Below are 21,010 nucleotides of genomic sequence, written 5' to 3'. Positions count from 1 at the left end.
ATGCAAAAAACACCAATGACATAGTTATTGGATCATCTATTCAGCAAGAGTAAATATTTGTAGTATATTTTAAAATAATACAGTACTTAATTAATAAAATTAGAATCCCAATTTTATTCAGCAACTATCATTTCAATGACAGCTAGATAGAGTGTTGTGAGAATAGTATTCAGAAATGTATAGACACAGTTGACCATGCTCAATAAAAAAGAGCAACCTTGCAGCTATATAACTATTTGTTAAATAACAAACAGATATATAGTCAACGTCTTTTTTAAATTACGCATGAATATTCAATCTGCCTATTCCTCTCATTAGCGCTACCCCGACTATCGCACCGATAGTATTAAGTAAAATATCATCTATATCAGCTACGCCTACTTTGAAAGTATACTGCATAATCTCAATAAGCAAACTCGTGAAAAATGAGATAAAAATGAACTTATAAGACTCATTTACTCCTATAACCAGAAATATAAGAAGAGGAAAAGGAACAAATAAAGCAATGTTACCAAACAAATTTAAGTAGAAGTTATACCATTCTTTATCAAAATGCGGGCTTAGCTTAGCCAGTTCAACAAGCTTGTATTTAATGGGAACTACATTTAGAAACCGCTCACTAAGACCTCGTCTTCTCCTAGCAAAGAATACAATGTAAATAGTAACCGAACAGTAGCTTACAATGAAAAAGTCCTTTAATAACTTCATCAATTAAGCATTGGCAACAGAAGACAAAATAGATTTTTGTTGATGTTGCTTATCACTACTTTTTCGGTGTTCTCTAATTTTGCAATACACCTGCGTAAAGTATGACATCTTTAAAATTGCAAAAGCCAGCCCTTTCGAGCCGTCACGAAAACCACCTAGCAGGAAAAAACTTCCGCAGAAATAAGCTGGCCCAATTAATACGCTTCGCATCAAACGATACTTTACTCGCTGCTTCCACGTCCAATTAGTAGAGACAATATTGACTGCTACTTCCTGAAACCTAGCAGCTTCCCAAGCAGAATAGTCATTGTGCTTCACTACATAATGCGATACACCACGATAATCGCGATGATCAATTCTGCTACGAATAACGCCCACTTCTCCTTCTAGTACAGGGTGCTCGTGCACTTCCATATCTAGCCGGCTCCACTGTGCCTCATCAATGCGTTCGTATTCTCCGGCACCTACCCGGAAAAGGGCTAGCTTACGCATCGGATAGCCGCCCTTTAGCTGTTTACCCAGAAAATAGACCGTGTAATTCAACCAGTAGCCTGCCTTGTCACTAGTAGTTAGTGTTTCACGCAGTTCTGCTTTAAATTCTTCTGTCAAGTATTCGTCAGCATCCAGAAAAAAAACCCATTTCGTAGTTGGCGTATAATTTCGCAGGTACCAATTACGTTTTTTAGGAAATTTACCGTTCCACGTAAAATTTATTACTTCAGCTCCAAACCTTTTGGCAATTGCAGCCGTATTATCATCACTGTTGGAGTCAATCACCACAATTTTACTTGCTAGATCGGTACCGATTGCTTCCAGACAACCGGGCAAGTTTTTTTCTTCATTCCAAGAAGGAATGACAATGGTCAAGTCAAGTGCGGGTAGCATAATAGGTTTATTTGAGGTATTGAGATAGGTTTGACTCAGAGCTTCGGAAAACTGCTTTTCGTTGTGCTGATTACCTAGCAGGGTTTCCTTTGACAGTGGCGTAGGGTAGTACATCTTTTGTTACCAGGCTGCAAGCGCCCACAATTGCATGTTCGCCAACTGTAACACCGGGCAAAATAAACGCTCTGGCACCAACGAAAGCATGCGCTCCAATGGTAATAGGTGCAGTAACTAAATTCTTCGCAGGTTCGTGAAAAGCATGCGTCCCGGTGCAGATGTAAGCTTCCTGTGCTACGGTAGCATGTTCATGAATCTCAATTTTACCTAGTGAATAAGCATGCGCCCGGTCACCTAGAGCAGACCGATCATGCATTATTAAATTCCAAGGGATTTGAATACGAGCACGCTGATGCACGAAAGGTTGTCCAAATATTTCAGCGCCGAACACTTTCAGCCAGAAAATACGCCATTTGTTAGCCGGTTTGGGCGTCCAGGCGCACAAGAGTAGCCAGGCATATTCCCACACGAACATTTTTATTCGCTGGTTTAATGTCCAAGGGCTGGTGTAAGGACTTGTTTGGTAATGAAGATTCATACCGTAGCTAGCTTGTTAATTCCTTGCTCTTGAATGATGCGCTCAAACTCCTGAATGAACTGCGACGCAATACAGGAAATAGAATGGCTTTGTCTCACGTCGAGGGCACGCGTGGCTAGCTCAGCGCGGAGCGCTGCGTCATGCTGTAAACGCTCAATTGTTTTTCCCAGCAAACTGATGGCGTCATTAGCGCGATGGTCGAAAATTAAGCCATTGTGCTCATGCTCAATGAAGTCGTGGAAGCAAGCTAGGCTCGAAACTACTGGTACGCAGCCCCAAGCCATGGCCTCTAATGGAGCCAAGCCAAACGTTTCTCCTTGCTCAGCTACCGAAGGATACACAAAAATGGAGGCTTCAGCATAATATCTGTTTAGCAGTTCCATGTCATATACTGGTCCCGTAAATTCAATATTAGCGTTTCCTGCTAGTTGCTTCAAGGATGCCAGATACGCTGTGCCGCCACCGCCAGCGCTTGTCTCTGCAGGCCCGACAATCTGAAGCTTCCAGGTGGTCGGCAATTTCTTAAAAGCGCTGATAACCAGTTCTAAACCTTTCTCAGGATGTATCCGTCCGGCGTAGAGCACTACCGGTTGTTTCTGGGCTAGGTTGACAGTAGGTGGCTCCTGAAACGGCAGCGGATTAGGAATCATGACCACCCGTGGATGTTGATCGGTGGGCAGTTCCCGGCAGATTGCTTCTGCCACTGGCGTAGAGTTGGCACGCAGACGCACTGCTTGGTTGTAAAGCCGCATCTGGCCCTTTGGCATTCGCTGTACGTCAGGTATAGAACGCCGGCGAAGCTTGGCCGGTAACACGACGGATGCCCAAAAGGTATTAGTCACAACTATGTCAGAATCAGCAGGTACCATTGCTCTGACTCGCAAAGTATACAGCAAATCAAGCCACTTCAGATGCAGCCCCGAAGCAGGCGTAGCGTACCCTCGTACTCGCTTGTGCAATACGCCGTTAATCCATTCCTCAGTGGGCATATCAGCATACCGTCTGGAAACCTGAACTACTTCGTGTCCTTGCTTAGCAAAGCTTTTTCCGAGTGCAAACCACATCTTTTCCACTGCTCCACCTAGCTTGGGTGGAACAGGTAAAAAAGCGCCCTGTATTATTGTGATTTTCAATGCTTTTTTTGTTTAAAAATAAGACATCTGCATAATTAAAACAACTTAGATCCAATTTTTTCAAAGAATAATTATTGTTGTAATAACTCAAAGGAAAAAGCTTGTTCACAAAACAGAATTTTCACCTTGGTCCTAAAAATTTATTATTGGTTATTTTAAACTTAGAACAACTGTACTGTCTTCTACAGACGCTTTCTTCTAGTATAATTATATTCCTAACAAACTACTAAAGGCAACCACCTACTCATCTGATTACCAAGGCTTTCACACTACTACGCAGCCTTGAGCACCTAACTATTCCATCCGTTTACCTTCATTCAGGAAAGTAACAAGCTTGGCATGCTGCTTACACAAGTCCACATTGGGCTTGGTCGTCCGTTCGGACAGTAGTATTCGGGATTTAAGAACCTATAATAGGTCTCTCCTACCAAGCATATTGCTGTACTATGAATTAGTAGCTAACGTAAGCTGTTGGTAGTTCCGACTTTCTGGGGCGGGCGACCGTAATGCTGCTAACATCAGTCCTCCTATTAAGGTACTAAAACCCAGGGAAGTTGGTTGAGCCCACTGTGCCTGTGGAACGGCCAGCAGACCAGCGCTCAGCAATAGCCAAGGCAGTAGATCGTTGAGGGCTAATCGGTGGTAGCTAGCTAAAGCTATTTTTAAACTTAAGCCTAGCCGGATGAAAATCACGGTTAAGCCCATTAAGGGGCCTAGCTCGCCGACTAACCTTCCCCATTCCCCCTCAGGTATGACGGAATACAGGCTACCATCGCCCATGCCGAGCAAGGAGTTAGCGACATTAGTACCCATCCCGATACCATGCCCGAAAAACGGCTGTTGGAACGCTTCGTAGATAGGCTGTAACAGTCCACCTAGGTAGCGGTTACCTAGCGTTCCTTGCAGCCCGCCTTCATGTTCACTGCCCGTTTCAAAGCGCGCAAGGAAAGCTTCTGTTGCGGTTTGAAAGAAGCTGGTTTTACTTAAGATGAGCAGTACCACCACAGTTCCAATACTTGCCGCTAGCATTTTGCCTAGGTATTTTGGCTTCCTCGCAATAGCCAGTACGGTAAAGATTAAGGTGGTACCAACTTGGAAAAATAACCCCCGGCTAATGGAAAGTGGAATAGCCGCTAATAATGCCACCGTGGCAGTTAGGAGCAGCAGCCGGTTGATGCCTCTTTGATTTAACCAGAAGTACAAGACAAATGGCGCCAGCAGACTGTAAAACAGTGTCAGGCCATTGGTGAATGCAAAGGTGCCCGGAGGGCGGAAGTAGTCGCCGGATCCACTAAAACCTGCGCCTTCCATGTTGCCTCCCACGCCCCGGTTTACCCAGGCAGACTGGGGGCTATAGAATTGTAAGGCAATCAGCACCGTCATGGGTACGGCTATCCACAACAGCGCTTTGCCCATGCGTATGACATCTTCCTGATCGAACAACCGGCCAATCACAAACATCAACGGGAAGTGGAACAACAGAATACGCGCTCCGTACAACGCAACCGGCAAGCTGCCGTGGCCGAAGAAGACTGCCGTGAATACTCCTAAAACACCTACCACTACTATTCCGGATAGGTACGGATTAGCTGGGAGCAGCCCTCGCCGCCAAGTCATAACAATGAGCCACACGGCAATTGGATCACGCACGAGTAGCAAGGGCGAGGCCAGGCCCGGCAGAAACCACTTGCGTAGAGCGCCTTCGAAAATCAGTAGAAGAAAATATGCCCATATTCCTTTTTTGAGCAGCCGGTTCGGATCGGCGGCTATACTAGGGGGCGTTGCTACCGCTCCCTGCTGCGCAGGATCTGTGTAGTTAGCAGTAGGAGCAGTAAATGAGTGGAAAGCCATAAGCTTTTACTTATCATGTAGAAAGTACTCGTGCGTACTATAGCAGGGTCTTCTGGCCCTAAGAACTGAGTGATTCAACAATTTGAGCGCCGTAGTTTTCCCAGGTATAGCTAGCGGCGTGTTCCTGCGCATTCCGGCCCATCTCCGGAATCTGCGCGCGATTTTCTAGAAACCAAGTGAGTTTGTTTGCAATTGCCTCTGGAGAACGGATGGGCACCAAGAAGCCAGTCTTTCCTTCCTGAATTAGGTCGGCGCCACCGGTGTTGGGAGTGATGATGAGGGGCAAGCCCTGACTCATGGCCTCCTGCATCACCAGGGCCCGCCCTTCCACAATAGACGGGAGACAAAACACGTCGCATGAACGCATCAAAGCCAATACCTGCTCATTCGAACGGCCAGGCTCGTGCGTAAAGTTTGGTAGCGCCTCGTGGTAAAACTCCATGGGAGCGAGCAACGAGCCCATCACTACTAGCTCGATGTCGGAACGGTTGAGCAAGCGCACCGCGGCAAACAAGTCGCCCAGTCCTTTTCGCTGCCCCATAGCCCCAGCAAAGAGCACGCGCAACGGCCGATTGCTCTTGCCTTTTTCTGCGGACTCGTTCGCCTCCATCGGGTCCAGCTTTCTGGGCGAGCCGAAAGGAGCCATGACCAGCTGCTTACCTTTTGCCCAAGGCGGCAACGAGTTCAGCACAAATTGCCCGGGCCCGACGACGACGTCGGCCAGTTCTAACTCGCGCGTTTTACGCTCTAGCTTAGCGGGCGAATCTAGGATACCACCGCCCAGAGTAGGCGCCCAGCCTGGCAGCCGCTCCGCTTCTTCGGTCAGTAAGCGGCGGGTCGTTTCCCAAAAAGCAATGGGCAGATCATACACGCAGGTCATCCCTAGCTGCTTGGCCTGGGTGAAGGTAGCCAGGGCCCCATCTTCGTACGCATATACCGCGTTGGCCTTGCGCTTTTGGGCGAGTCGTGGTAGCCGGCGAGCCGCCGCCCGATCTAGCTGATGATAAACTGCGTCCAGACTTGCCCACCCGTGCTCATGCTCGGCGCAGCTGCGCCAACCTAGCTTCGGGAGAGCAATGCGGGCTATTTCCAGTAAGGGTGAAGTCCAGATCTGGTCGGCAGGAACCGGGAACGTGCGACGCAGCCACTCCTGGCTCATACCTTTCGGCATCAGCTTCAGCCAGCTAGCGGCAGGATCGGCAGAAAGTGTAGTATTAAATTCGGCCAGCATACCGGCACTCGCCAGTCCCTCCATAACCGCCCGCACATTGCGATTGCCGGTGGGATGCAGTAGAATCACTTTCATAGGTTTTCGTAGTAAAGAATTTCTACTTCTCTTAATAACAGCAACCTCAACTTGTTCTTGCTCGCTACTTGCTGTTGCTCGCTAGCCGGTGAATATTTTGGTTGAAGTAAGCTAGGTATTGGTACACGCTTTTTTCGAGTAAGTGCACGCCATCGATAGTTGCATAACGACCTAAAGTGTCGGGGGCAACCCACTTTATTTTTTTATCAAACACCTGTTGAAGCGCATATTTTTCCGATTTCATCTTTGGGTAATTAGACAGCTGACGATCTACTGGCATTTCAAAGAAGAAAATCTTACAGTTCTTTGAGGATAAGTAATTAAGGTAATATTGTAAGCTATCTAAATCTTGACGCAGCCTGAGCGAGTCGGGGAGCACTTGGTATTCCTCTTTGAAATGCGTCAACTCCTGCGAATACTGCGGCTCGGGGTACCTAGCTAATTTGAGCTGTCTGATTTTGCTAGGTTTAATCTGTTCTTTCAGGAATGAAAATACTTGATGCTTTTCCTGCAAAGCGGGCAGCGCAAACCTAGCTTGGTAGAGCCCCGGCCGGAACACATCCTCAAGGAGTTGCTGATCAAAACCCTTATATAGATAATTCGTTTCAACAAATAATGTATCCGGTATTTTATTAGACAGCGCAATTACTTTTACGCCAGTGCAACTCCCGCTGTACGGAAAAAACAAATTAAAATAATTTGACCTCCTAACGGATGCCGGGCTAAAATCACCTATTAAACCGGAGCCTACAAAAATAACCGAGTATCGTTGCTTTGAATAAACAAATTCTTCTGCTCGTTCCTTGTTATCGTATATGATTTCTTTCTTCAGAGGATAGAAGTACAGAAATACGTTGTAAAGAATAAAACTCACAAAAGCTATTATCACGCCTTTTGTAGCTGTTATCCACCAAGCAGCTTTACGTTTCATAGCTAGTAGTTTTTTACTATCGCGAAATAGAAGTGTGGGTTTGGAAGCTGTAATTTTCCTCTGCGGCTCTAAAGGTTAATGCACCAACTCTGCATTTGCGGGAGCTGCGTTTGCGGCCGTTGGGTCAGTTGCCGGATCAAGACCTAGGGTTGCTCGCCAACGCGTCACGAGTACGGGCGACGAGAACATTTCAGCGTACAGGGCTTTCTGGGTATCGGAGGATACTTTGCCCTGCTGAATATCTTCCGCCAGCCCTGCAATAGCCGCTTTCATTTCCTCGTAGGACGAAGCCGTTGGAATAACTCGCGTGGCCAGTGGATCACAAGCAATATCGGGTACTCCTCCCCGATCGGTCGCCAGCCAAGGCAAGCCAGCGCTCATTACTTCCAGCAAAGCAATAGGCAGCCCTTCAGGGTTAGTGGAAAGCAGCAGGTAGGCATCTAGGTTCGTCAGCACCTTCTGTAGCTCGCTACGCCCCGCAAAGGCACCATGATAGCATAATCGCGGGTAGTGCTCAAAAAAGCTAGGAGGATATACCTCCCCATCTCCCCAAATGTGAAACTCAATGTGTTGTAGCGCCTGATCCTGGCTTAACCGGCATAGCACATCGATGCCTTTCTCTGGAATCAGGCGGCCGTAGTAACCAAAGCGTAGCTTCTCCCCGCGCTTTGGCGCGCTTGCCAGCAGCTGCCGAGAAAAACACGGGATGCTCTGCACAGGGCGGCCCAAAGCGGCCTGAATATCAACAGCATTGCGGCGCGAACAGGCAATGACGGTGTCCGTCGCGCGTAGTGCCTGCTGGTACCCGTTGCTCCAGGTTGCACGATCATCTGCGTCGCCTGCGGTATGATGGTGATGCACCCAGCGCCCGCGCCGGGGCAAGAGTTTGGCGAAGAACCCGATGCTATTACCCTGCCCGTTCGTGTACAGGGCGTCGTAGCTTCTGACACCTAGCTTTGCCGCTATCCAGGCCAGCCAATAGATGCGGCGATTGGAGCGGCCGTTTCCGCCTAAGTATACTCGCCGACAGATGCGCCGAAAGAACGCTTCGGCCTCGGGGGGCATAACCGAGTTGGCAATAACCAGGTCAATGGCAACGCCAGACTCGGCTAGGTGAAAGCAAAACTCGCGCAGGTGGCTTTCGATACCTCCCGTTGGCATGTACTGCGTGGCAAATACGACGATAGAAACAGGTTGGCTCATTGAATCTTAGGTGATAGTTCTAGCTGGAGAGCTAACCGCTTCAGGTAGATTTTGCGCTGCTGGTGTTGCAACAAGCCTTGGAAGAACCGGACCCAAACGGTTCGTTGCTTTTCCAGCAGCACACCGATGATGGCAGCCAGGATCAGCACCGTGCCCAGGGCTTGTGCTAACTGCGTGGCATCATACAGATGTTGCGCGAAAAGCGCCCGCCACAAGACTAGCAAGGGAAAGTGCAGCACATAAATCGGAAATGTTAGATCCGCCACCTGGCGAAACTGGCCTATCCATTTTGGTGCTGCCTTCGAAGACCTAGGCGACGGTAACATCCAAAGGGCCACTGCCATGCACAGGCCAACCACCCAATCCGTCAGAAACTGGCTCGCGAAAAACCAAGGAACACGTCCCAGCCCGTAGGGCAAAGGCAATAGATAGACTACCATAGCGCCGGCAGCGCAGAGGCTACCGGCCACGAGCAGCCAGGCGGTCAGGGCCGGTAGTTGCGGCCTAGGTAAGCGGTAGGCTACCACACCGACCAGCCATACTGGCATCATTACCAGAATCTTAGGACCAGCGATCAGGCAAGCGCAGGCAGGCAAAAGCAAGCCCCGAAAACCGGCACGCCGGTAAAACCACAAGCCAAATATGACGTAGTACCAGAACTCAAAGCTAAGCGACCAGAGCGCCTCGTTGAGGGGCGGAGCAGCGGACAGGAACCAAACTTCGTTTAGAAAACCAGCCGTTAACAGATAACGTGGCCAGGCTAGCCCCCGGCTGTATTCAGCCACCAGGGCGGGGCTAAGCCACAGTAATAGCACTTGAATCACAGCCGTGAACACTAAGGCGGGCAGCACCACCGAGCACAAACGGCTCAGGCGCGCCTGAGCATATTGTAGCGGCCCCCGGTTATTGCCGGCCGTGGTGTGCGCAATAACATAGCCCGACAAAACAAAGAAGACGACAACAGCAGCGTGAGCGATGTCGCCTGGCTGGCCAATCGGATGCGCCATGGCAGGATACCACATGACTAGTGCGTGCCTGTAGAAGACGATCAAGGCCGCGCCCAGGCGTAGGCTATCCAGCAAGATGCTAGCTGCTCCAGAAAGTACACGAGGCGTAGAATCACTCATATTGTCTGGGACAAGATTTCAGTAAGTCCATAAACTGCCTCGATAATTGCGCTCGGCGTGTCGCGTCTTTCACTAGCAGGTTGGTTCCTACTAGCTCCACGAAATGACGCAGCAGCAACATGCCTGGCCAAACGGCAAATACGCCCAGGGGACTATGCCGCTGAAAGTATCGCAAGCGCCCTCGGTTGTTCTGCATAGCGCGCGATTTTGACCAAGCTGAAAGCGCCTCCCGGTTATCATGGATGACTGCGTCGGAGCGGATTACGCCCATGCGCCAACCTAGGTCGCGCAGGCGCCGGGCCCAATCCACGTCGCAATCGGAAAAGGGGAAGCGCTCTGTGTCGAGCCCACCCGACGCTTGCCAGGCGTTTACCCGAACAAGCAATGGGCTAGTGTACACCACATCCACCTCGCTAAATTCCACTCCTTCAGCGTCCTTGTGCCAGTGGTAGGGTATTTTCTCGAGCTGTAAGCGATGTACTAGGTTCTTCCCTAGAGCAAAATTCATCAGCGTCGGGAAGGGCTGCCCTACTCCGGCCGGACTGCCGTCGTGGCGCCGCACCGTGAAGCCACAAGCCCCGACTTGCTCCCGCTGAGCTAGCTGCTCCAAGGCTTGCGCAAGCGGGGCCGGCTCCAGGATCTGATTATCGGTTTCGTAAAAGAGCAGGTACTTGAGTTGGGGAAATTTAGCTTCGGCATATGCCACCCCCGCATTCAGCCCGGCCGCAAACGAGGTATCGTCGCCCGGCTTAGCCACCAATACTTCCACAGGGAAACCGAGCTCTTGCGCTTCGCCTTGCAACCATTCGATGCTGCCATCGGTGGAACCCGCCTCATACACCACCGCCGCGCACCGACCAGCGAAGATCGATTCGGGAATCCACGCGTTCAGTACCTCCAGGCACGGTTGCAAGAGCGTGCGCCGATTGAAAGAATTGATAATGATTGCAATGTCTACCTTATCCATATTACTGGCATGTTAGATCTTCTACAAAGGTTTGGGCAACAGATGAGATGTGAATGGCACCTTGCGCAAGTCGAGCTGACGCTTGCGCTGTTTTAAAGCGCTGGATATCAGGATCGAGCAAGATAGCGGCGCGCAGGTTAGGGGTAAAAAAGCCAATGTCTGCTGCTTCATATTCCGGATGAACGTTGGGGGCAGCCACTGGAATACCATGTTCTAGAAAAGCCGCCACGCTTCCGCTTTTGCCCAGAGCATGCCGTGGCACTGGCGTTAAGCCCAGGCTACACGTGCGTAAGACTTCAGACAGCTGATGAGACTCCAGGAAGCCCGTGTAGCAAATCCGATTTTGCAGGCTAGGTACCTCTTCTAATGTCGCTCCTAGCTGCCGCATCTTAGCCGCGTCTCCCCCAATCAGCATCACCTGGAACTGCCTTCCTTGCCGGACTATCTGCTCAGCTAGCTGGGCCAGAAACTCGACGAGCGGCACGCTGCTATCTGCCTGGCTAAAAATGCCTACCCGGAAAATCCCTGTATCCGCTTCGCTCACTGCAGCCTCCGTCAGAGGAATATTCGAAAACAGAAGCAAGTTTCGTGTCTGCCAACCTAGGGCCTCTATCTGCGTTCGATAAGTTGGTAAATGGGTGTGCAGCACGGTGGGTTGTAATGAGACGAGAATGTTACCCACTACTGTCTTCTGAAGCGCCGAAATCAGCCGACGTTTAACACTAGCTCCTACCCCTGCTCCCAGCCAGCTTTCGTGAAACATCAGGTGCACACGTCGGCCTTTGATCAAGTTTTGTAAATGCTTACCTAGGAACAAAGGCAGCCCCTTCGAGTGAAAAGCATAAGGCACAAATTGCAGGCTAATCCAAGCCGGGTCGAATTGGTTAACCCAGCTTTCTGCCCTGCTAAACCGCTGTCGTTCTGACCAGCCAGCGGGTAGCCTAAGTACCGGTATTTGCACTGCCCCACATGGCTGCGACCCATCCAGTTCCTCGCTAAGATGCGCGTCGTTGACCGCCACTATGGCTGTTTGATGACCTTGACACATGAGTTCCCCAGCTAACCGGCGTGTGTAATCCCCTACGCCGTCGCGGCCAGGCTCAAGGGAACCGCAGAGGAAGACAAGTTTCATGAGACAGTAGGTGTAGTAATTATGTGGGCTGGGTATATTTATTATTTATCTCGAAAAATTTAACTACGAATGCTATCTATCAAAAAATAAGCAATTCACAGAAATATCAGATTTTACGTATGTATTTTTTTAAAAACATACAAGCAATTTTTACTCATTAATCGAATCAAATTAAACAAGATGCTATTTATTGAAATAAGCGCTCATAATTAGGCGAATACTCCAATTGATTAGCTCTCATTTTAGTAAGTCTAGCCGGTACACCTGCAACAATCGAAAAGGGAGCAACATCTTTCGTAACTACCGCGCCAGCGGCTATTACGGCGCCTCTTCCTATGGTCACCCCTGGTAGAATCATTGCTCTTGTACCAATCCAGACGTAGTCTTTAATAGTAACCATCCTATCGCGACCAGCGAAGTCAGAAGCATTTGCATCGTGGTCAGCAGTCAAAATTACTACCTCTTGTGAGATTGAAACTTTATCTCCAATAATTATCCCTCCTCTGGTATCAAGCCGACACTTTGCATTAATAACGGAATCACTTCCAATTACCAACCCTTTGGTGCAATCAAAATTACAATGCATGAACACACTGCTCCGATCGCCGATAGTAAATTTCATAACACCCCGATAGAACGACCTTCTAAGTCTATGACTTGGAATTGTTGCTACCCATTCGTTGCACAGATATAAGCGCAATTCGGAAATAATTTTCCTAATCATATCAATAACGCCGATAAAATCTGCCGATAAATGCCGAAACTAAAATACTAGCCCGCTTAACTCTGACTTCTTGTTTACCATGACAAATAATGGGCCCTGCTACATTCAACCAAAAGGCACGTTCTGCTAATGAAGGAGGGTTGCCTTTTAATGCTGACAGTAAGAATTTTTTCTTCCAAGGTTTAGGAGAACCTACCGCGTGAGACATTGTCCACCCCCCATTAATAAAGTCCATTCCGTCCGGACCTATTTCACTAATTGGACATTCGCAGCACATAGCAGCGATATTGAGCGCATCTTGGTCAGCACCATGAAATATATGCGTCCGATCAAAGGGAATAAAGGTTTTTGAATCCAGGCCATAATGCTCTACTGCTGTGCTTATGATAGTAGACCACAGCTTAAGAAACTCCTTGTGGTTGCTTGTCAACCCACAAAACCCAGCATTGATATAAGAACGTAGCTCTCGATTATTCTTTTTACCTATTCTGGCAATTACCTCCTGCCACTCAAGCCGTAATGGATGAGACGAGGGCATATCATTCGCAATAACTTCATGCACCAATGCTACTCCCCGCGTAATCCATTTATCATAAAACTTCCATTTGCATTTCACAACAATATCAGGATCGAAATAAACCATGCCCTGAGTGTCCTTTGCGGGACCACTCCACAAGCGGAGCATGAAGTCGGGTTTGTAGTTTGTTAAATGATAATTGACCTCGACTGGCAAAAAGTGAATCTGTAATCCCTCCGCTACTTCGAATGTCTGGCTACCAGGCCAGCACGGACTAAGATTTTCTGTTGCGGCAGCAGCCCATTCTGGTAGCGCACCTCTATAACCAGCGTAAATTACTCCACGATACCCTTGCTGGTAAAGTGAATTGGTTAGCGCCGCCAGCCCGTAGTGATAATGCCCCTCGAAAAGTGTGCAAACAACTGAATTCATGACAAACAAAGGTACATTCAACTAAATCTTGAAGAGGATTTATGCTAACTACTCCGCTGATTTTGCTAATAAGAATTTTGCAATCTGATCTTTGTAATATTTAACAGACTGTACACTACATACATAATAACTTCTATACTACTCACAAATATATTTAGTGTTAAAATACCTAACAATGAGCTAATATTAAACAGAAAAACTCCGCAAATGATAGCTACAATAGTGACAGGTATAGAAATCAAAGGATGGATAGCCCAGCCTCTGCTAGTACAGATAGAAAAGGACGCTCCAGCAATTAATCCCAGACAACTATTGATAATATTTAATACAACCGCACTTTCCAGATTAGCATAATCTTTCCCTAAAACCCAAAGTATTTCAGAAGGAAACAACCAAACTATGCCTATAATTGAAACACTTATTATGATTAACAAGGCTTGTATTTGCAGATAGCGGCTGAGTAGCAGGTTTATTTTATCGGGCAAACGGGCGAAACGAGGCAGAACCAACGTATTAAATAACACACTAAAGAGGCTTAGCATCATTGCCAAACGACCTAGCGCCCCAACTTGCGCCACAGCAGTGGTAGTGCCGAAAAAGGAAATTAGCCACGTGGTAATCTGCCCAGAGAGGCAGTAGTAAATGGAACCTGGTAGAATGCGCTTAACGAAAGCGAGGATTTCGCGTCGGACTGCCGGATCTGTCTTTTGATTCCAATCGGCGTAACTAACCGAGATTTTACGCAATTCGCGGTTCGCCCATATCTGGGAGAGCCCACTAGCTAGAACGGCCACAAATGCCAATGGGAAGGTGAAAAGCGTCAAAGCCAGCATAGATAGCCGGCCTAGGTTAGCCCCAACCTGGATTTTCTGTAATGGTGCTATATCCTGCCTCAGTTTAGGTGCTACTTCCAGCAGCGTTCCCGAAAGAGCCGTAATAAATGCAGGCACGAGGCAAACAATGATAAGCCCAGCCGTTAGCCAGCTAGCTCCATGACTACGGAGCAGATATAGCAAGACAGGAGCAGCAAGCAGCAAGCTACCAATTGCAAACTTTCTCCTTAAATCTAAGCCAGTCACAAGTACTACGCCTAGCTTCTGTTTGTCATTCCAAACCTTGCCACCTTGTGCCAACACGCCTGCCGAGATGCCTCCGTCCGCCAAAATAATCATGGCACCCAGCATCGTGTTTGCGAGGGTATAAAGGGCGTACTCGCGGGTCGGTAGCAGCCGAATAACTAAAATGCCACCAATTAGACCAAGAGCTTGCACAAACGCCTGGGCCCCTCCCGTGATGGTAACCAGCTTCCCCCACTCCAATACCCTCGCGTACTGTGGACTGGTAGACAAACGTTGTACAAGCACCTTCATAGTGAACTGTATCTGAAAAAGCACGAGGCTCAAGCTATTAGTAGTTCCTTATGCTTTCAGCTGAGCAAAAGAACCTAGGTGTTCCACTTATGCTTTAGAGTAGTGCTTTTTTCTTCTTGACGTATTTTTTACCGTAGCCATAGCCGTAACCATAACCGTAGTTATTACCATTTGCTTCTTTTGCGTCATTTATCACAATCATAGGTTTACTCAAAGTATTCTCCTTGCAGATGTTTTTAATTATATTCAATTGCGCTTTGTAGGTATAATTATAGCGCACTAAATAGATTGTGAAATCGATAAAAGACCGCAGAGCAAAAGCATCAGCAACTTGCCCTACCGGGGGAGTATCGATGATGATATAATCAAAATTCTCTTTGAGCTCTTGTATCAGGTGACTGAACTTAGAACTCATTATTAATTCAATAGGATTGGGTGGTATCGGTCCAGAATTAACAATGAATAAATCAGAAACTGCTTCCGAAGGTTTAACTATGTCATGAATCGAGACATCACTAGAAACCAAATAATCAGTAATACCTAGGCTTTCCGGTAAGTTTAGCTCCGTTGCAACTTTAGGGTCTCGTAAGTCCAGATCTAGAAGCACAACGCGCTTGCCTGTTAGTGCCAAGCTAGCTCCCAGGTTAATACTAAAGAAGGTTTTTCCTTCTCCGCTCATACTGGAAGTAACCATCATGACTATATTTTTCTTACCAAGCGCAGCAAAATGTAAGTTCGCTCGAACGAGCTTAAACATTTCTGCAATTGGAGTACGATTACTCTTTGTAACTACTAGTGTTTCACCCTTCTTATTATGGGCAATTTCACCAATAATTTGAGCATTTACTACCTTAGTTATATCATATTGAGTTTGAACTTTGTTATTCAGAAGAGTGCTGATATATACCCCAGCAAATGGAATACCTAACCCTAGCAGCAACGCCATTAAATAAAGCGTCTGTTTGTTAGGACTTATTGGAAATCCCCCTCCTCTAGCATGATCAATTACCCTAGCAGCAGAAGCAGTAGCTGCTAACGTCAGAGCAGTTTCTTCACGCTTCTGCAACAAATACACGTAAATATTCTGTTTTATCGATTGCTGACGATTTATCTCTAACAATTGCCGTTCCATCTCAGGAACTCTTTTAATTTTAGATTGAAATTGGCCAGAAGTACTCCTTAAGTTATTACTAGTAATCTGAAGACCTTTTTTTATGTTGCGCAGGTTTTCAAGAATATTAATTCTGAGATTAGCAAGTTGTTCGTTTAAATTTTGAACGAGTAAACTTGAAGGTTGGGTAGTACGTAAGGTCCTCTCTCTTTCTAATTGCAATTCATTGAATTTACCGATAAGGCCCAACAACGTTTCATCTTTTATACCTAGGGTGCTTGGCACCATAGAATACTGACCATTCGTTCGTTTCAGATAGTTTTCAATAGACTCTAACACATCTATCTGAATTCCCCACTCTGATAGTTGCTTGTTATAATCACTTGCTTGTGCTGTATAGTCAGAGGCCTGGGTACTTATGTCGGTTAAGCCATTCACACTTTTGTACTTCTCTACCCCTTTTTCTACCCCAGATAGCTCGGCAGTTATATACTTCAAACGTTCATCCAAGAACTTCAAGGTGCTGGTAGCCATTAGGTTCTTATCTACAACAGCTTCGTCGTTGTAGACTTCCATCAGTTTATCAAGAATATCTTTCGCCTTTTCTGGAATAGGATCTACCAGACTCAAGCTTAACACACTAGCGCTCTTACCAACAGGCTGCACTGCTATGGCCTTGTTGTAGTGGTCAGCTACTTGGTGAATATCTTGGAAAGACACGATAACCTTTCTGTCGGCAGTGTTCCCGCCCGACGCGGCTATTATTGTAAATAGACCATAAGGCTTGGCTATCTGTTGACCGAAGCTATGAGAAGTAACAGTTCCATCATAATCTTCTAACTGAAACGAATTATCTGGATGCAAGTGTAAGGTTATCGATTTACCTATGGCAGTAGAATCAAGCTTGTCTATTAAAAGTTTCGCGGGCAATTCCCTGCCATATATTTCTCTATTAACGAATTTTCCTTCAACATAATAATTAGCGACCAAATTTAGCTCGCTTACTACTTTCTCCATCAAGCTCTCCGACCTCAGTACTTCAATTTCATTATCAATATTTCTAGCCGATTTAAGCATCGTTAAATCGCTTAAAGCCTCAGCGTTAGAGACGGATTGACCGCTTTTATCATCTTTAACAAGCAGCGTGCTATATACATGATACTGAGGAACGGCGTAGTATCGTAGATAAAAATAGGTAATACCTAAGCCTATCATCCCTCCAAGCAGAAATAGGTACCAGTAACGTATGTACTGCCCCACCATTCGCTTTATATCTTTTTCTTCCACCTGCTCTGAGTTTAATGGAAACAGTTCCCTAGTATTCATATCTACTCAATTATTTAATCATACAAAAAAACAACCAACACTTACTTTTTATTTGAATATTATTATAACTAAGCTCAAAATAGAAACAGCTGCTGATATGAGCGGTACATAGAAGGTGCTTGAGCTACTCTGAAGCTGCTTTATTCTAGCAGGCTCTACATATAATATATCATTCTGTTGCAAATAAAAATACGGTGAATTTAATATGTCTTTGTTCGTTAAATCTACTTTTACAACACTCCTAACTCCTTCTTTTTCTCTTATAATAAGCATGTTTTCCCGCTTACCATAAGCGGTCATATCTCCAGCCAAGCCTAATGCTTCTATTATATTGATTCTTTCATTAGGAATTGTAAAAGTAGAGGGATGAGTAACCTCCCCAATAACTGTAATTCTGAAATTTATAAATCGTATATTAACAATAGGATTTTTGACGTGATTTTTAATTTCACTCGTCATTTTTTCTATAGCTTGCTCTTTGGTCAACCCTCCTAGCTTTACTTTCCCCAAAACTGGGAAATTTATACTACCGTTTTTATCAACTAAGTATCCTTCGTTTGCTTTACTACTAGCAGCTAAACTATTAGTAGTACCTGACTGTATGGTGCCATTATTGAATAATATATTAGCTTCAGGGTTCAAACTACTTACTGTAATACTCAATAAATCATCAGGATAAATCTTAGTGTCAACTTTGTTTTTTATTTCCTCGTCATACTCTCTAACATTTTTCAGATCACTCAGATAAATCAAATTTCTAGAAGTAGTGCAGGATGCAAAAATTAAACAAATCAAGAAACACCAATATTTACTACTCTTTAGCACTAACTGTGTTGCTCTGTTCACTTGGTTTTCGAAATGAGATGTATGAAGTATTACCTGCTCTCATAGCAGATAGGCACTAAGCGGCTTTATTCATCTGCCATTAGAATGCAGATGAGAGATTAATAAGCGTAGTTTTTCTTAAGCAGGGCCCTATGCATACTAGGAGCAACTTACAACTGCACTTAATCAATAAATATTTTAACTAATCCCGTAACGATATTAGTGAATTTATATTAATGCACAAAAAAAATGTCATAATTTTTTCTAAAATCATGCAATACGGCTTCCAAGCTTCAGTAACCTTATTGGTTTCATGCTCGTATAAGATTGCCTTTTGCTCACAAGCTAAGCTTATCAAAAAGCCCTTATCCTTTCTTATATTCTTGTATTACAGATAGTTACATCTTAAATATAGAGATGTGCTTCTTACACCGACAATAGCGCAGAGTGGCATCCGGGTCACGTGCAACTCCTAAGGGTTACAGTTTGCTTGGCGAAGCCTTTGCTATCAGCTCAAAGTACACTTGGTTCCGGCAGAGGCATCCTAGATGATTCTGCCAAGTTTTACTCGTTATAAGAATTAGGGCAACGTAATTCGAACGACAGACCTAAATATGTTTTCGGTTACCACAAATTGGCAACTGAAAATTTATTATTAGCTCAAAAACAAAAACGCCATCCTATTGAAAAGATGGCGTTTTTGCTTGTACGAATATGCATTCGCACCATTCGCTCGAATCCGTGTTCTAAATTTTCCAGCCCAAGGTTGCCCCCGCGTAGTAGTTGCGGCCTGGAGCAGGCTGAAAATAGCGGCTTCCGAAGGCATTCAAGTCGTTGCCTAAGCTATAGCGCCGGTCTAGTGCGTTTTCAATACCCGCATAGATATCAGTCTCGAGGTGGCCTAGCACTGTACGATGCCAGCCAGCGCGCGTGCCAAAGGTCCAGTAACCAGCGGCGTACGCTGTGTTGGCGTCATTGAGCGGAATGCGGGCCTGGTGGTTAATGGTTGGACTGAGGTAGAAGCCGATGCGTAGCCCCGCATCAAGGCCCGCCGTCAGAGTCTGGGGAGCCGTGCCAGTCAGGCGCTTGCCGCTGTTGTCCTGATCGTTATTTTGGTAAGCCCCAAAGCGAAAATGGTTGTAAGCAAAACTACCCCACGCCCGCAGCCCAGCTAGTTGGGTAGAACCTAAGGTTGTGGCTTCGGAAGTGGGACGCCAGAGCCAGCCGCTCACAGCGGCTTCTACGCCGCGCTGCCGAGTGTTGCCAGAGTTGAAGAATACACTGGTACCCGCATCGGTAGTGCGCGTTACGATGGTTTGTCGCAGCCGAAAATCAAACAAGGCTAGGTCGAAGGTCAGGCGGTTGTTGAACGCATTCCCTTTTGTACCCAGCTCGTAGCTCGTGCCGCGCTCCGCTTGCAAGGCCCGATTTAGGCTGCCATCTGAGGGGCGAATTTCCTCGTCGGTGGGCGGCGAAAAGCCACTGCTCACGCTAGCATAGGCGGAAATGCGGGGAGTGAGTTCTTTGAGCAGCGCAACTCGCGGCGAAACCTGCGGCCGGAAGTTGCGCTCGAACTGATAGCTATCAGGTTGCGTGGCGGCATCCGAAATTCGCGCAATGCGGTAACGCTGCCGGTTATAGCTAGCTGCCACAGTAGCCAGAAGGCCAGCGGGCAATTCCAACTCTGCCTGCCCAAACACAAACCCAGCCGCTGTCCGAATCTCGTCGTCGTAGCGCAACGTGCCGGGCACACCGGCTAGGTTTCGGTAACTCCGTGCGTCCTCGAAGCTGTTTTGAAGCTCCGCCCCGGCACCTAGCCGCAACGTACGCCCTGCCAACGTTGTACGATAGTTGAAACTCGAGCGCCCGCCCCAACCCACGCCCGTGTTCCGCTCAAAATCCACCAAGTAAGGCGTTTGGATGGAAGTGGCCGAAGTATACAGGGTGGTTTTGTTGGAGAAACGGTCGGAGAAACGGTACTCGTGACTCACGCCCAGCAGCGCCGTGCGCGATGCATACGACGCCTTTTGCGCTACCGTGCCGGGTGCCGTAGCTGTCCCAGGTCGCGCCTGGCGTGGGTTCTGCTCGTATTGTGCCCGCGTGAGACCACCAGGTAATTGATAATAGATATCGGTGTACAGGCCATGTACCGCAATGGTGCGCTTGTCGGAAGGCGTGAACTCGCCATCTAGGGCAAATACGTCGCGGCGCAGGGCGCTCTGGTCCCGGTAGCCATCCACGGATTGTCGGGCGTATTGCGCGCGCAGATAACCCGTTGCCGTGCCGCTTTCTGCCACTACGGAGTAGCGTCGCAGACCGAAGCTGCCGACCGTAAAGCCCACTTGGGCTCTGGCTTCGTCGGGCCTAGGTTTGCGGTTTTCAAATAAGATGACACCACCCGTGCCCGCTCCGTACACACTACCAGCAGGACCTTTGATCACCTCGATGCGCCCGATGATGGCTGGGTCGAGCAAGTTAAGCTGTGTGGTGCCGGCGGCCTCCGTAAAGGGGATATCATTGTAGTACACTTTCACGTTGCGCACGCCAAAGGGTGAGCGCAGGGTGCTGCCCCGCACACTAATGCGGTAGCTAGCGGTAGCTCGTTCTTCCAACCGCACACCTGGCAGCGTATTTACCGCCTGGGTAAGAGAGGTTTGGTTGAAACGCTCGATGGTCGCCGCGTCGACCACGCCGATGGCGGCAGCCGTACGGCGCAGAGGCAAACGTGTGCCGTAGCCCGTCACAGTGGCTTCGGGCAGGCGCACGGTGCGGGCAGTATCGGAGACAGAAGCTAGGTTTTGGGCGTAAGCAGGCAGCTGCACCAAAAGCAGCAGCGGCAAATAGTAGCGCTGGGGCATGAAAAAAAG

At 47.4% G+C, this 21,010-nt stretch carries 16 protein-coding genes and 1 pseudogene; all 17 read right to left on the bottom strand.

The annotated features are described in order from the left end of the window. Window positions 1-279: 279 nt before the first annotated feature. On the bottom strand, window positions 280-708 hold the full coding sequence (locus BXP70_RS22230) for a VanZ family protein (RefSeq protein WP_179197780.1): 429 nt from the start codon (window positions 706-708) through the stop codon (window positions 280-282). Between the two features lie 3 nt (window positions 709-711). Further along, window positions 712-1,707, bottom strand: a complete 996-nt coding sequence (locus BXP70_RS22225; protein WP_245849716.1) for a glycosyltransferase family 2 protein — start codon at window positions 1,705-1,707, stop codon at window positions 712-714. Continuing rightward, window positions 1,664-2,188, bottom strand: a complete 525-nt coding sequence (locus BXP70_RS30960; RefSeq protein WP_086596319.1) for a DapH/DapD/GlmU-related protein — start codon at window positions 2,186-2,188, stop codon at window positions 1,664-1,666. The genes BXP70_RS22225 and BXP70_RS30960 overlap by 44 nt, the downstream gene beginning before the upstream one ends. Beyond that, window positions 2,185-2,955: a glycosyltransferase family 4 protein gene (locus BXP70_RS22215; RefSeq protein ID WP_179197779.1), complete on the bottom strand. Its 771-nt coding sequence runs from the start codon at window positions 2,953-2,955 to the stop codon at window positions 2,185-2,187. The genes BXP70_RS30960 and BXP70_RS22215 overlap by 4 nt, the downstream gene beginning before the upstream one ends. 810 nt (window positions 2,956-3,765) lie before the next feature. Next, window positions 3,766-5,172, bottom strand: a complete 1,407-nt coding sequence (locus BXP70_RS22210; protein WP_245849715.1) for a hypothetical protein — start codon at window positions 5,170-5,172, stop codon at window positions 3,766-3,768. A 58-nt stretch (window positions 5,173-5,230) separates the two neighbouring features. Next, a complete protein-coding gene (locus tag BXP70_RS22205) occupies window positions 5,231-6,478 on the bottom strand; it encodes a glycosyltransferase family 4 protein (protein WP_086596317.1) in 1,248 nt (415 codons plus the stop codon). Between the two features lie 64 nt (window positions 6,479-6,542). After that, a complete protein-coding gene (locus BXP70_RS22200) occupies window positions 6,543-7,409 on the bottom strand; it encodes a hypothetical protein (protein WP_086596316.1) in 867 nt (288 codons plus the stop codon). 75 nt (window positions 7,410-7,484) lie between these two features. Continuing rightward, window positions 7,485-8,612, bottom strand: coding sequence for a glycosyltransferase family 4 protein (locus BXP70_RS22195; RefSeq protein ID WP_086596315.1), 1,128 nt, complete (start codon window positions 8,610-8,612; stop codon window positions 7,485-7,487). After that, on the bottom strand, window positions 8,609-9,739 hold the full coding sequence (locus tag BXP70_RS22190; protein WP_086596314.1) for an acyltransferase family protein: 1,131 nt from the start codon (window positions 9,737-9,739) through the stop codon (window positions 8,609-8,611). Before BXP70_RS22190 ends, BXP70_RS22195 begins: the two co-directional genes overlap by 4 nt. Next, a complete protein-coding gene (locus BXP70_RS22185) occupies window positions 9,732-10,706 on the bottom strand; it encodes a glycosyltransferase family 2 protein (protein ID WP_086596313.1) in 975 nt (324 codons plus the stop codon). Before BXP70_RS22185 ends, BXP70_RS22190 begins: the two co-directional genes overlap by 8 nt. Window position 10,707: 1 nt before the next feature. Next, the gene (locus BXP70_RS22180) at window positions 10,708-11,838 is read right to left on the bottom strand and encodes a glycosyltransferase (RefSeq protein ID WP_086596312.1); all 1,131 of its coding nucleotides are present in this window, start codon (window positions 11,836-11,838) and stop codon (window positions 10,708-10,710) included. 235 nt (window positions 11,839-12,073) lie between these two features. Beyond that, window positions 12,074-12,238, bottom strand: a pseudogene (locus BXP70_RS31075) (DapH/DapD/GlmU-related protein); the annotation flags it as partial. Between the two features lie 325 nt (window positions 12,239-12,563). Further along, window positions 12,564-13,511: a hypothetical protein gene (locus tag BXP70_RS22170; protein WP_086596310.1), complete on the bottom strand. Its 948-nt coding sequence runs from the start codon at window positions 13,509-13,511 to the stop codon at window positions 12,564-12,566. 65 nt (window positions 13,512-13,576) lie between these two features. Then, complete coding sequence (locus BXP70_RS22165; protein ID WP_086596365.1) at window positions 13,577-14,881, bottom strand: MATE family efflux transporter; 1,305 nt, start codon at window positions 14,879-14,881, stop codon at window positions 13,577-13,579. A gap of 94 nt (window positions 14,882-14,975) precedes the next feature. Continuing rightward, the gene (locus tag BXP70_RS22160) at window positions 14,976-17,279 is read right to left on the bottom strand and encodes a GumC family protein (protein WP_245849714.1); all 2,304 of its coding nucleotides are present in this window, start codon (window positions 17,277-17,279) and stop codon (window positions 14,976-14,978) included. Window positions 17,280-17,366: 87 nt separating this feature from the next. Further along, window positions 17,367-18,071 carry a polysaccharide biosynthesis/export family protein gene (locus BXP70_RS22155; protein WP_317044481.1) on the bottom strand — a complete coding sequence of 235 codons (705 nt, stop codon included), beginning with the start codon at window positions 18,069-18,071 and terminating at the stop codon, window positions 17,367-17,369. A gap of 818 nt (window positions 18,072-18,889) precedes the next feature. Then, entirely contained in the window at window positions 18,890-21,001 is a 2,112-nt protein-coding gene (locus BXP70_RS22150; protein WP_086596308.1) for a TonB-dependent receptor family protein, read from the bottom strand. Window positions 21,002-21,010 lie beyond the last annotated feature (9 nt).

Source organism: Hymenobacter crusticola, assembly GCF_002154225.1.
Taxonomy (GTDB): Bacteria; Bacteroidota; Bacteroidia; order Cytophagales; family Hymenobacteraceae; genus Hymenobacter; species Hymenobacter crusticola.
The sequence above is the reverse complement of the archived record's forward strand: the minus strand, read 5'-3'. Positions and strand labels throughout refer to the sequence as shown.